Source organism: Acinetobacter sp. YH12235 (assembly GCF_013417705.1).
Taxonomy (GTDB): Bacteria; Pseudomonadota; Gammaproteobacteria; order Pseudomonadales; family Moraxellaceae; genus Acinetobacter.
In genome coordinates this window covers 129,510-141,534 of sequence record NZ_VPDL01000004.1, presented here as the reverse complement: position 1 = coordinate 141,534, position 12,025 = coordinate 129,510, and the positions used below count along the sequence as shown (strand labels likewise).

Sequence of the window (12,025 nt, the reverse complement as noted above, 5' to 3'; positions counted from 1 at the left end):
GGACCAGAGTGGACGAACCTCTGGTGTACCGGTTGTGACGCCAGTCGCATCGCCGGGTAGCTATGTTCGGAAGGGATAACCGCTGAAAGCATCTAAGCGGGAAGCCTACCTCAAGATAAGATTTCCCTAGGAATTTATTCCTCTAAAGAGCCGTTGAAGACTACGACGTTGATAGGTTGGATGTGGAAGCATAGTGATATGTGAAGCTGACCAATACTAATTGCTCGTGAGGCTTGACTATACAACACCCAAACAGTTGTTGTACGAACTGCGTAAGCAGTGAGCTAAAATCGATTCAAAACCAAACAGTTAACACTGACTGATCTTGATTCAGAATACGCTAGAACATATACTTTAACTCAAATAATCTGTTAATGAATTCTATTTGGTACGAAGTACGGCATACATCAATGATGTAAATAAGACCCGAACAAGTCCATAAACAGTTGTGCTGGCGACAATAGCAAGAGTGAACCACCTGATCCCTTCCCGAACTCAGAAGTGAAACCTCTTAGCGCTGATGGTAGTGTGGGGTCTCCCATGTGAGAGTAAGTCATCGCCAGCTCATTATTCCAAAAGCCCTCTGCTCACGCAGGGGGCTTTTTTTATAGAAAAAATAAAGATGAAATAGAAAAAGGCTTAAATAAATTTAAGCCTTTTTATTTATGGATTAATATTTCTGGAATGCATTTAATTAATCATTAGTACGTTCTAATTACATCGATTTTTTAAGTTGCTTCTGGTGCGTTAAAACTTCTTTTGCATATTTTTTGCCTTGTTTACGCATTTTCCGATCTTTCTCATAGGCAGTAGGGCCTACATTATAATAACCCAGCGCTTTTTCTAGGCTGCCACTCGATTCCTGATAACGTGACAGAATATAACTCCCACATCCAATATTTATTGCTTCATTAAATAAATCAGGTCCACATGTAGATTGCCAATAACGCGGAACAATTTGCATAAGACCCACAGCACCTGCAGGTGAAGCGATCTGACTGCGATAGGTAGATTCCTGTCGAATCACGGCTGCTACTAGCAAGGGATCTAGACTATGTCTTTCGGCATTCTGAATAATTAAAGGTGAAACGCGAGTAGCAGTTGTCGCAGGCACAGCATATGCAGTCTGAATTCCTTGAGACAGTTTAGCAGAGCGTTTTTCTAAGGATTTACCTCCTAGTGAGGAGCAAGCACTTATTAATATTGTAGTTAAGCCAAGCATCCCAATTTTTAAAGTAGTAGGATTTAAGACCTTTAATAATGAATAGTTTTTGCCAGAAAATTTGCCCAACAACTTTCAGCTTCCCTGTATTTTTAAAATTAAATTGATCTTAGGAAGATGTATGAAAATCGTCAAGAAATTAGATGATTTGTTTACAAAGACAACTTAGATTTTGTTGAATAATGAATTTTTTATGAAGAATTGCTTAAAGAAAAGCCAGTTAGTAGCCGAATTTGTATCTCTGGCTTTTCTTTAGAATAAAAGTATTTAGATGTATGAGATGGCTTAGTCTAAAGTTTTTAGCATCCAGATTTCACAAGCTGCACTATGACCCGTATTGCCTTCAGGATGATCGAGATGTTCAAAACCTAATTTTTCGTAAAGCTTCACAGCCTGCCAAAGGCTTGCAGTAGTTTCAAGATAGATTCGTTTAAAATTCTGCTCATGAGCAAAGTCAAAGGCCAGATTTAAAATCTGTTTTGCAAATCCATAACGACGAATAATGGGTAAGAAATACATTTTCTGTATTTCTAGAATACTCTGATCACCCTGTAATGGTGCAATACCTCCACCGCCAAAGACTTGATCCTGCTCATCGACAATGACCCAATAAGCCGCATTTGGCTGTTGATATACTTCATACAGGTTATCCAGGATTGAATCACCGACAGCAAAGCCGGACTCTGCTGCAAGCACGAATTCTACGGAAACTTCGCGAATAATCTTGGCAATTTGAGCATTATCGTGAGGTTGGATAGGACGAATAGAATACATAGGTCATGACATGAAAAAGGATGGAAATTTTATAGTCCGAAAACCATAAAAAATCCATCCTTTTTATTGCTTCATTTTTAATGAAGCAGTATTTCCAATTTTTTATTATTTTAATTCACTTGAAGATTTACCTAGTTCACGTCGGGCAATAATGAGCTGCTGAATCTGTTGAGTTCCTTCAAAAATATCCAGAATCTTGGAATCACGTGCCCATTTTTCTAAAAGTTCAGTCTCGTTATAGCCTATAGATGCTGCTAATTCGACACACTTCAAAGTGATTTCATTCGCAATACGACCTGCCTTGGCTTTAGCAATAGAGGCTTCACGAGAATTAGGCTTGCGGTTATCCGCCATCCACGCAGCTTTCAACATTAATAAACGGGCTGCTTCCCATTCGGCTTCCATTCGGTAAATTTGCGCTGGAATATTCGATGCTTGTAAGTAAGGCGTATTGTACTCAGGATCTAGGTGTTCCTTAAAAATCTCCTTAATTCTCTCCAAGGAGGCTTTAGAACAGCCAATTGCCATGGCTGCAACGAGCGGACGGGTATTATCAAAAGTTTCCATGACACCCGCAAAACCTTTGGCTACATCAATTTCAGCATGTCCAAGCAAATTAGCAGCAGGTATACGACAATCGATAAAACTAATTGCAGCCGTATCCGAGGCTTTAATGCCCAGCTTATGTTCCAGACGCTCGATTTTCATACCGGGTGTGCCTTTAGGTACGACAAAGGACTTGATTGCAGCACGGCCAAGTTTTTTATCTAAAGTCGCCCAGACGACAACCGCATCTGCACGTTCGCCAGAGGTGACAAAGATTTTTTCACCATTGAGGATATAGTCATCACCATCTTTAATGGCAGTAGTACGAATGGCAGCTGAATCCGAACCACAGCCTGGTTCAGTGATTGCCATCGCTGCCCAGATGCCATGAAAGCGTTGTAACTGTTCCTCATTAGCAACAGCAGCAATGGCTGAATTTCCTAAACCTTGACGCGGCATGGATAAAAGTAGTCCGGTATCGCCATAACACATTTCGACAATACTAAGTGCTGTAGAGATATTTACACCATTTTTATTGCTTTCATCGTTATCACCGCGTTTATTGACCGCAGCTCCCGCATTCATGCCTTCGCTCCCTTGGTTCATGCCATCAACGACAGAAGCAAGCATATCCAGCTCTTTTGGATAGACATGTTCAGCTTTGTCATATTTGCGTGAAATAGGGCGGAGGACATTCAGAGCAACTTCATGTGCCTGATCAATCAGCAATTTGAATTTTTTAGGATTTTGCAAGTTCATCTATTTTTTTCCTTATTCTTTGCTCAGGCATGAAGGCCAGAATGTACGATTGCTGTTGCTCTTAAGTCCCGATACCAGCGTTCTACCGGATGTTCCTTGGTGAAGCCATGTCCGCCGAGGATCTGCACTCCATCTGTGCCAATTTTCATGGATTTTTCTGCACAGAGCAGACGGGCTAAATAAGCTTCACGATGAAAATCCTGACCAGATTCTGCCAGACTGGCGGCATTCAGGATCAGCATTTGCATGGCATCAATTTCAATCGCCATATCTGCAATCATAAAAGCCACACTTTGCCGATGAGAAATCGGTTCGCCAAAGGCTGTCCGTTCATTGGCATATTGCACACAGTATTTTTTAACCGCTTCACAGGTACCGACCGCCATGGCACACCACATTAAATTGCCTAGATCAAGAAAAGCGGTGTAATCAAAATCGTCATCTCCCAAGCGTTGTGCCGGTGTGTTATTAAATTTGAGATTCATGGTTTGAGTGGCTTTCAGGCCCATAGCCGGAGATTTTTGTGCAGTAATAGTATTATTGCGTTGCATAATAAATACTTCGGTTTTGCCATTCAGATCTGCACTGACCAGATAGATATCAGCAGTTTCTCCGAGCATCACCAAGGTTTTTTCACCATTAATCAGATAGTGATCTCCATTCGACATTGCTTGAGTTTTTAACTGATAAGGATTAAAGGCAGCTGTTGCTTCCTGTACTGCGAAGGTAGCTTTAAGATGAGGATCATCGGCGAATGCAGTTAAATACTCAGTCTGAACCTGTTCTGAACCCCAACGGGTAATCGCATTAATCACACTAAAGGTAGAAAGCAGTCCAGCGGTCAGACTGAAATCACCTTGAGCCAACTGTTGAGCCATCAGGACATTGCTGACGATATTCTGTTCTGCAGCTACGCCACCTAAAGCTTCAGGCAGCGCATAAAAATTAAGACCCAGATCAGTTGAATATTGCCAGAGTTCCTCTGGGAAGATTTCATGATGATCTGCATCATGTGCCAAAGGATAAAGGACTTCGCTGGCAAACTGTTGCATCGCCTCGCAGGTCATTTGCTGTTCTTCAGTCAGATTCAGATCAAACAGGGATTTGGACTGATGTGGTAAACGTTGTCTTTGAATTTTCTGACCAGATTTCAGGATTTTCTGAGTTTGGCTGAGTGTTTTAAAACCTGCTTTAGAGCTTTGATAAAGAGATTTTTCTAAAAATTTACGCAGCTTTAATTGGTCGAGTAAATCACTTCCAGCCACTTTGGTCAGGATGGACAAGCCAAATCCTTGTGCTTTGTTCACCATATTGTTCATTCTAATTATCCTACGGGGTGTTATCTTATTTGCCTGATGTTGACATGCAGTTCTAGAAAAAACCATGTCATCAATGACATGAATCATTGTCAATTTATCATTAAAATAAAGAGAGGATTTAAAAATTTAAGATATTGAAAATAAATAGAAAAATAAAATAAGAAAAATTTGGTTTTTATCAAAAATTGACCCGAATGACAAAATCATCCGGGTCTTATATAAGGCTAATAATAACTTAGTCTATTAGAGATGACGTTTAATCATTGCGCGTACATTAGTTTTCGCATCAATCACCGTCATGAAGGTATAAGCACCAATAAACTTACGGCTAATAAACATAAATTCTTTAGGCGGTACACTGAAATAACGTGAAGCCATGGATTTAGAAGCCTGCTGCATTACCCGGCTATGAAGCTGGCTTTTTTTCCAGTTATAGCGGTCATGTTCATCCATCACACTTGGAGGCAGGTCTTTATTGTTCATTGGTGAGCTGAAGGCTTCTGTGGCTAACAGGAAGACTTTCGCCATATCCGGTTTGATGCTAGGCGGAATAGAATCGAAGAATTCATAACCGGTCATGGCTTTTACCATCATGTCTGAATCATGATGATAACCGGCCTGGATCAGGTTACGCGCTACATTGAGTAGATGCTGGTCAAACTGACGGATTGCACCGAAATCGAGGAGTACAATCTTGTCCTGAATATTTTCGCCATCACCTAGACGTACCAGATAATTGCCGAAATTTGGGTCAGTCTGCATCTCGCCCCATTCAAAAATCTCACGTACAGCGATTTCCAGAGAAGCTTCACCCAGTTTATTACGACGTTCCTGTGGTAGAGATAGCATCACTGGACTATTGATTGGTACACCACGTTCAAAGGTCATACACAGGACACGGTCAGTACAATAGTTATCGATGATGGTCGGTACGATATATCGTGGATCATTTTGCAGACGTTTACAGAAACGGCGAGTTGTATCTGCTTCAATTTTATAATTGACCTCACGATGCATCATCTCGCGAACTTCATCGAACCATTGATCAAATTCACGGGTTTGCGGCACCATACGGGTCAATTTGAGCATGTTCTTAAACAGGCTCATATCAGAATCAATAGCCTCAGCTACACCCGGATACTGGATTTTAAGCACCAGCTCCATACCATCTGACTTGCGTACCGCACGATGCACCTGAGCCAAAGAGGCTGTGCCCAAGGGCTCATGATCAACTGTCAGATCATCTAGCTTGGAACCTAATTGCTGTTGTAATTGGGCTTTGATCGCCGGCCAAGCCAAAGCGACTGTTTTATTATTTAAGGTATTTAAGGCTTGAGTAACTTCTTCTGGCAGAAAATGCTCGCCATACAGTGCCATCATCTGGCCAATTTTGACGATTGAACCTTTAAGCTTGCCAATTTCTGCAACAAGATAATCGGCCTGTTCTTTCATAGCTTTTTTGCGTCTTCTTTCTTTTTCTTCTTCGCTCGAGAACATAGAACCCGCACTGGATGCTGCCCAGCGCGTACCTGCCAGCAAAGATGCCTTTGCGATCGATAAGCGTCGATCCATTGAGGAAGTTTTCAATTGTTTAAGCTTATCGTTCTGATCTGACATGTAAACTCAATCCTTTTATCAGCATAAAGCGGAATAAATCATTGTAGTGGATATTACCGTGTCTGCACGTATTAAAAAAGTTTAAGCCGCTGAATTCACGGTGAAAATCTCGGCAAGAGCATATCACTTGCCGTTTTGACCAGTGTAGGGTGAATATTATGACATTTGAAATTGAATTTTTAATTCAGATCGTTGTTGTAACTGTTGTTTATTTGTTTGAATATGTTGATGAATTAGGTTCTGGACTGTTTCATGCATAAAACCCAGCGCATAACCCTTCACAATAATGATGCTTGGCAAGCTGAAAAACAGGTATTTGGCATCTTCCAGTGTCGCGCTACTAAATACGCCTTGCTGCATTAATGTAGTTTGTAAAAATACCTTTTCCTGCTGCACCTGACTGGATAACTGGTCATTCCAGTAGTTCTGGCGCATGGCCATAAGATTGTTGTGCTTATAGCTCATAAGATCTGGGCTCGTTTGGACATCATTGCCGAATTATATGCGGCCATAAAATCAAGTTTCAACCAAAGAACTGTGACATCTTTTTAAGCGAGAAAAATATAGGATTTTATCGAGGACTAAGTTAGTATCAGGCAATAATTTAAACAAGATTCATTATTCAATATTGATTGGAAACAAGCCAGTTTTGGTGAAGGGGTTATTATGCGTTTTGCATGTTTATTAATGGCAGGTTGTTTGGGGACAATGGCATTACAGGTTCAGGCGGCTACAGGTTATTCTCAGGAATATACCCAGTGCATGAACTTTAGTTATGGCAATACAGCTAAACTACAAAAATGTGTGAAAAAAGAATTAAAAGCACAGAATAAACGTCTGAAGAAAAACTATAAGACTTATCTGAAATTGAATGCGGGCTATCGTAATAATATTCGTGATCAGCATACGTTGTGGCAACGTAAACTATCACAGCAATGCAAGCTGACCATGAATACCCAATATGCCCAGATTAAACAGGGTCAATGTGCGCTAGAGATGGTAAAAGATCAGGCGAATTTGTATCAATCGCGTTCTTATCGTGCCGGTGCTTAAACTGGTTTTAAGTTAATAAATCCTTCCGGAAATAGCGATAAATCTTAAAAAGCAGGATTCTAATCTGTCTGAAATCCAGAAGAGCTGTAATTGATAAACCATGGAGAATTCGGGTTTTTCATGGTTTTGGCATTATAAAAGACCTCAAAACAAGGTATCATAAGGCGTTTTAAAAAATGACCTTGGAGACGCCTTAAGTGGATCGACCGACTATTAGCCCTGAACATTTGCAGGAAGCCGCTGAAAATTTAACTACCATTCGTGATTTTATTCGTTTTGGAGTTACAGCATTACGTCAATACGATGCGCACTTAGGTCAAGGTACAGAAGATTATTTTGCTGAAAGTTCAGCGCTGGTTCTGCAAACCTTGTCACTGGACTGGAATGCAGACCCTGAAATTCTGGATTCTAAATTATTGCCGAGTGAAGTCGCTGAGTTCTTGAGCTTGCTGGAACGCCGCATTAATGAACGTGTTCCAACCTCTTACTTATTGAATCTGGCCTATTTCTTCGGTAAGCCATTCTATGTCGATGAGCGTGTTCTGATTCCACGTTCGCCAATTGTCGAGCTGATTGAAAACCGCTTTGCTCCTTATTGCCTGACTGAAAATGGTGAAATGGGCACAGCAGTAAATAACCTGCCAGAAAACCCGAATCCAAAAACTCCACAACGCATTCTGGATATGTGTACCGGTTCTGGCTGTATTGCGATTGCATTGGCCTATGCTTTCCCGGATTCAGAAGTGGATGCAACTGATATTTCTAAAGAAGCTTTGGAAGTGGCTCAGATTAACTGTGAACATCACAGTAAGCAGTACCAAGTAGCATTACTTGAATCTGATCTGTTCGCTAAAATTCCAGCTGAAAACCAATATGATCTAATCGTATCTAATCCTCCATATGTCGATGCAGAGGATATGGCTGATCTTCCTGATGAATTCCATCATGAGCCAGAGCTGGCATTGGCTGCTGGTCAAGACGGTCTGGATCTGGTTCGTAAGATGCTGGCTCAAGCAGCTGATTACCTGACTGAAGACGGCCTGATCGTGATTGAAGTGGGTAATTCTGAATGGGCGATGAAGCAAAACTTCAATACAGTTGATTTCCACTGGTTGCAGTTCCAACGTGGTGGTTCAGGTATTTTTGCACTGACTGCAGCCCAATGCCGTCAATATCGTGATTTATTCATTCAATCTGTTAATTCATAAGGAGTCGTTGACATGGCAGGTAATAGTATAGGGCAACTCTTCCGTGTAACGACTTGTGGTGAATCTCATGGTGTTGGCTTAATGGCCATTATTGATGGGGTTCCACCAGGGATTGAACTGTCTGAAGCCGATTTGCAAAAGGATCTGGACCGTCGTAAGCCAGGTACTTCAAAATTTGCAACACAGCGTAAAGAACCGGATGAAGTTGAAATTATTTCCGGTGTATTTGAGGGTAAAACCACCGGTACTTCAATCGGTCTTTTAATCCGTAATACGGATCAAAAATCGAAAGATTATGGCAATATCGCGCAAACTTTCCGCCCGGGTCATGCAGACTATACCTATAGCCAGAAGTATGGTTTCCGTGATTATCGTGGCGGTGGCCGTTCAAGTGCGCGTGAAACTGCGATGCGTGTAGCAGCAGGTGCGATTGCCAAGAAATTCCTGTTTGAGAAATTTGGTATTGAAATCCGTGGTCATGTGACCCAAATCGGTACTGAAAAAGCAGAAAAACTGGACTGGAATGAAGTGCCAAATAACCCGTTCTTCTGTGGTGATGTTGATGCCGTTCCACGTTTTGAAGCACTCGTGACTTCATTACGTGAACAGGGCACAAGCTGTGGCGCACGCCTTGAAATTATTGCTTCGAAAGTTCCTGTCGGTTGGGGTGAACCAGTATTTGATCGTTTAGATGCTGATATTGCTCATGCGATGATGTCAATCAATGCCGTGAAAGGCGTGGAAATTGGTGATGGTTTTGGTGTCGCTGAGCAGTTCGGTCATGAAACCCGTGATGAACTCACAACAGATGGCTTCCTGGCGAACCATGCTGGCGGTATCTTAGGTGGTATTTCTAGCGGTCAGGATATTCGTGTTTCGATTGCGTTGAAACCAACGGCTTCCATCACAACTCCGGGTAAAACCATTACCATTAATCGTGAAGATACGGATGTCCTGACCAAAGGCCGTCATGATCCTTGCGTGGGTGTACGTGCAACCCCAATTGCTGAAGCGATGCTAGCAATTGTTTTGATGGATCACTTCATGCGCCATCGTGCACAAAATGCCGATGTCGTTGCGCCGTTTGAGCCAATTGAACCTAAATAATTTGCTTTATAGAAGCAAATGAAATTAAAGTCAGGCTTCGGTCTGGCTTTTTTATATTTATAAAATGAAAAATAACAATATTCGTTTAGCCCAAGCTACGGACATTCAAAGCATTGTTAAGTTGATCAATACAGCTTATCGATCTAATTTGGGCTGGACGCATGAACATGACATTTTTTTAGGTGATCGAATTAATGAGGCTCAGTTAAGTGAACTTTTAGCACGGCCTGATTTCGAACTTTATGTCTTGGAAAATAATGATCAACTGGTGGGTTGTATTGGTCTGACACACTTGCCAGATTGTTTTGAAATCGGCAGTTTTGCTATTGACCCAGTCCGGCAAAATTCAGGTTATGGCCGAATATTGTTAGATTTCGCTGAGCAATACTCTAGAGAAAAAATACCTTTCAAAAAACTTAGAATGTCTGTTCTTAATGTTCGCATTGAATTAATCGCGTATTATGAGCGTCGTGGTTATCACCAAACCGGCAAAACAGAGAGTTATCCACTGGATGCAGATGTTGGACAGCCTTTAGTAGATTTAAATCTGGTGATTTTAGAAAAGAGTCTCGAAAAGATTGATGAAGTTATTTGAATCTATGTTTGATTCTAAGTGTGTTTAATAAGAATAATGACAGGATATATGAATGGAAGTATGGTTAAGTGCTGAATTAAGTAGGGAAGTGTTAACAGAAGATCATCTTGATCTCGAAAATAAAGCACGTAACGCAGTAGAAAATGCCTTAAATGCTCAACTACAAAATAAGTCGTATGATATTCCGATAGATAAATGGAAGTGCATTGAAATTATAATGGGAAATGATAGTTTTGATGAACGTATTTTTTATTCATTTAAACGTAGAAATATGGATTTCCGTTTAAGGATTGATCCAACAACTTTTAAGGCAACAGATGATTTAGGCCGTGAGAGACTCATTTTTAGGATGCTCTTAAGAAGCCTGGATTTGTTAAAAGTTAAGTTTGAAAAAGTCCGTCCGAAGCTTGATGCAAAGGTTTATGAGGAGCTTGAAAGACTAAAAATGATGCACTAAATGTTGCAAAAGATGAAAGTTGGATTTAAAGCGTATTTTAATTAAAGCCAGCGAGAGTGTTTTTTATTTATTATCCATTGAATTTTCCACTATTTTTATCTTGAAACGAGCCGGTTGTTGTATCCTTGCTCATTGACAGGCAATTGAATTGGATGCGATTGCCGCAAAACCCATATCATGAGTTGTTCAATGTTTCAGACTATCTTCACTGTACTGTTTCCGCTTATTGGCCTGATTACTTTGGGCTATGTATTAAAACAAAGGAAATGGCTGGAAGATAGTTTCTGGCGTGGGGCAGAAAAACTTAATTATTTTGTCCTGTTTCCAGTCATGCTATTTTTAAATCTGGCCGTAGCCAAGATTGAAATGGCAGTCATTAAAGATGTGGTTCTGGTGGTCTTTAGCCTTATGGCAGTGGTCAGTATTGCTCTATATGTGATGCGCAAGATTTATCAGATTGGCTATGCACGTTTTGGGGTCTATGTGCAGGCACTCCTGCGTTTTAATACCTATATCGGACTTGCAGCAGTGAATGCTTTATTTCATCAGCAGGGCATGACCATTTTCGCCGTAGTGATGGTGTTATGTATTCCACTGGTCAATATCTTATCTGTACTGGCATTTACCCGTAGTTCAGATATGCAGATCTTCAAAATCCTGATTGATCTGTTAAAGAACCCTTTAATTCTAGGTTCTCTTGTTGGAGGCCTATTTAATCTTTCAGGCTTATCACTCTGGGCTGGGTTTGAATTATTCTTAAAACAGATTGCCTTATGCAGTTTGCCGCTTGGCTTGATGTGTGTGGGGGCTGCCTTACAGTTCCAAGGCTTCCAGCGAGATATCTTCCCATTAGGTCTGGCGACTTTTGGACGTTTATTAGGAATGCCACTTGCTGCTTTCTTTGTCTGCCAATTATTTGATATTGATCCTTTAACCACCCAGGTACTGGTGTTGTTTTTTGCTTTACCTACTGCTTCAGCTTCCTATGTACTGACGCGTGTCTATGGCGGAGATAGCCAGTTCATGGCCAGTATTATCAGTATGCAAACGGTAGTCGCGGCTGGATCTCTCATGTTGATTCTTTCCTGGTTAATTTAATTTTAGGATCTGAAAGTCGGCCATATATTAAAGTCTAATATTAAATCAATCCTATAAATAGCCTAAGCAATTATTAACATTATTGCTTTTCTTAAATGCCTTGCATTGCAGCATGACGTAGGAAAATGAGGCAAAAAACCAAATTAAAATCTTAAAATTCGTTTGAAATAGATAGTGTTATTTCTTCTAAATTTATTGAAAGTATCGTTACCACTTAAATCACGTGAATTAACATAAATAAAAAACTGTAGTCTCCGATAAGATGGTATA

At 40.7% G+C, this 12,025-nt stretch carries 12 protein-coding genes and 2 rRNA genes; 8 read left to right on the top strand and 6 right to left on the bottom strand.

The genetic code is table 11. The features are described 5' to 3' along the window. Both FTV13_RS03755 and rrf read left to right on the top strand, forming a co-directional pair. Positions 1–241: ribosomal RNA gene (locus FTV13_RS03755) — 23S ribosomal RNA — on the top strand; the annotation flags it as partial. Positions 242–450: 209 nt separating this feature from the next. After that, positions 451–565, top strand: a 5S ribosomal RNA gene (gene rrf, locus FTV13_RS03750). Between the two features lie 150 nt (positions 566–715). On the opposite strand, the gene FTV13_RS03745 is transcribed toward rrf, so the two are convergent. The 6 genes from FTV13_RS03745 to FTV13_RS03720 form a co-directional block, all read right to left on the bottom strand. After that, positions 716–1,222, bottom strand: coding sequence for a lytic transglycosylase domain-containing protein (locus FTV13_RS03745; protein ID WP_257218455.1), 507 nt, complete (start codon positions 1,220–1,222; stop codon positions 716–718). Between the two features lie 285 nt (positions 1,223–1,507). Continuing rightward, positions 1,508–1,996, bottom strand: a complete 489-nt coding sequence (locus FTV13_RS03740; protein ID WP_180011044.1) for a GNAT family N-acetyltransferase — start codon at positions 1,994–1,996, stop codon at positions 1,508–1,510. A 105-nt stretch (positions 1,997–2,101) separates the two neighbouring features. Next, the gene (locus tag FTV13_RS03735) at positions 2,102–3,301 is read right to left on the bottom strand and encodes an acyl-CoA dehydrogenase family protein (protein WP_180011042.1); all 1,200 of its coding nucleotides are present in this window, start codon (positions 3,299–3,301) and stop codon (positions 2,102–2,104) included. Positions 3,302–3,324: 23 nt separating this feature from the next. Then, positions 3,325–4,611, bottom strand: a complete 1,287-nt coding sequence (locus FTV13_RS03730; RefSeq protein ID WP_180011050.1) for an acyl-CoA dehydrogenase family protein — start codon at positions 4,609–4,611, stop codon at positions 3,325–3,327. A 252-nt stretch (positions 4,612–4,863) separates the two neighbouring features. After that, positions 4,864–6,237 (bottom strand): AarF/ABC1/UbiB kinase family protein, encoded by a 1,374-nt coding sequence (locus FTV13_RS03725; protein WP_180011040.1) that lies wholly within the window; start codon positions 6,235–6,237, stop codon positions 4,864–4,866. A gap of 156 nt (positions 6,238–6,393) precedes the next feature. Beyond that, the gene (locus FTV13_RS03720) at positions 6,394–6,702 is read right to left on the bottom strand and encodes a hypothetical protein (protein WP_004785493.1); all 309 of its coding nucleotides are present in this window, start codon (positions 6,700–6,702) and stop codon (positions 6,394–6,396) included. Positions 6,703–6,903: 201 nt separating this feature from the next. Between FTV13_RS03720 and FTV13_RS03715 the strand changes: the two genes are divergently transcribed. The 6 genes from FTV13_RS03715 (at position 6,904) to FTV13_RS03690 (ending at position 11,755) form a co-directional block, all read left to right on the top strand. Continuing rightward, the gene (locus FTV13_RS03715; RefSeq protein ID WP_180011038.1) at positions 6,904–7,290 is read left to right on the top strand and encodes a DUF1311 domain-containing protein; all 387 of its coding nucleotides are present in this window, start codon (positions 6,904–6,906) and stop codon (positions 7,288–7,290) included. Positions 7,291–7,487: 197 nt separating this feature from the next. Next, positions 7,488–8,498 (top strand): 50S ribosomal protein L3 N(5)-glutamine methyltransferase, encoded by a 1,011-nt coding sequence (prmB, locus tag FTV13_RS03710; RefSeq protein ID WP_180002074.1) that lies wholly within the window; start codon positions 7,488–7,490, stop codon positions 8,496–8,498. 12 nt (positions 8,499–8,510) lie between these two features. Continuing rightward, positions 8,511–9,605, top strand: a complete 1,095-nt coding sequence (gene aroC / locus FTV13_RS03705) for a chorismate synthase (RefSeq protein WP_180011036.1) — start codon at positions 8,511–8,513, stop codon at positions 9,603–9,605. A gap of 64 nt (positions 9,606–9,669) precedes the next feature. Further along, a complete protein-coding gene (locus FTV13_RS03700) occupies positions 9,670–10,200 on the top strand; it encodes a GNAT family N-acetyltransferase (RefSeq protein WP_179993236.1) in 531 nt (176 codons plus the stop codon). Between the two features lie 52 nt (positions 10,201–10,252). Continuing rightward, on the top strand, positions 10,253–10,657 hold the full coding sequence (locus FTV13_RS03695) for an Imm44 family immunity protein (RefSeq protein WP_257218452.1): 405 nt from the start codon (positions 10,253–10,255) through the stop codon (positions 10,655–10,657). 189 nt (positions 10,658–10,846) lie between these two features. Then, positions 10,847–11,755 carry an AEC family transporter gene (locus tag FTV13_RS03690; RefSeq protein ID WP_179993235.1) on the top strand — a complete coding sequence of 303 codons (909 nt, stop codon included), beginning with the start codon at positions 10,847–10,849 and terminating at the stop codon, positions 11,753–11,755. The last annotated feature ends 270 nt before the right edge of the window (positions 11,756–12,025 follow it).

Coding starts and splice junctions, on each gene's coding strand:
- FTV13_RS03735 (WP_180011042.1), bottom strand. CDS start 3,301: ATGAACTTGCAAAATCCTAAAAAATTCAAATTGCTGATTGATCAGGCA.
- FTV13_RS03725 (WP_180011040.1), bottom strand. CDS start 6,237: ATGTCAGATCAGAACGATAAGCTTAAACAATTGAAAACTTCCTCAATG.
- FTV13_RS03730 (WP_180011050.1), bottom strand. CDS start 4,611: ATGGTGAACAAAGCACAAGGATTTGGCTTGTCCATCCTGACCAAAGTG.
- FTV13_RS03740 (WP_180011044.1), bottom strand. CDS start 1,996: ATGTATTCTATTCGTCCTATCCAACCTCACGATAATGCTCAAATTGCC.
- FTV13_RS03695 (WP_257218452.1), top strand. CDS start 10,253: ATGGAAGTATGGTTAAGTGCTGAATTAAGTAGGGAAGTGTTAACAGAA.
- FTV13_RS03745 (WP_257218455.1), bottom strand. CDS start 1,222: ATGCTTGGCTTAACTACAATATTAATAAGTGCTTGCTCCTCACTAGGA.
- FTV13_RS03690 (WP_179993235.1), top strand. CDS start 10,847: ATGTTTCAGACTATCTTCACTGTACTGTTTCCGCTTATTGGCCTGATT.
- FTV13_RS03720 (WP_004785493.1), bottom strand. CDS start 6,702: ATGAGCTATAAGCACAACAATCTTATGGCCATGCGCCAGAACTACTGG.
- FTV13_RS03700 (WP_179993236.1), top strand. CDS start 9,670: ATGAAAAATAACAATATTCGTTTAGCCCAAGCTACGGACATTCAAAGC.
- FTV13_RS03715 (WP_180011038.1), top strand. CDS start 6,904: ATGCGTTTTGCATGTTTATTAATGGCAGGTTGTTTGGGGACAATGGCA.
- aroC (WP_180011036.1), top strand. CDS start 8,511: ATGGCAGGTAATAGTATAGGGCAACTCTTCCGTGTAACGACTTGTGGT.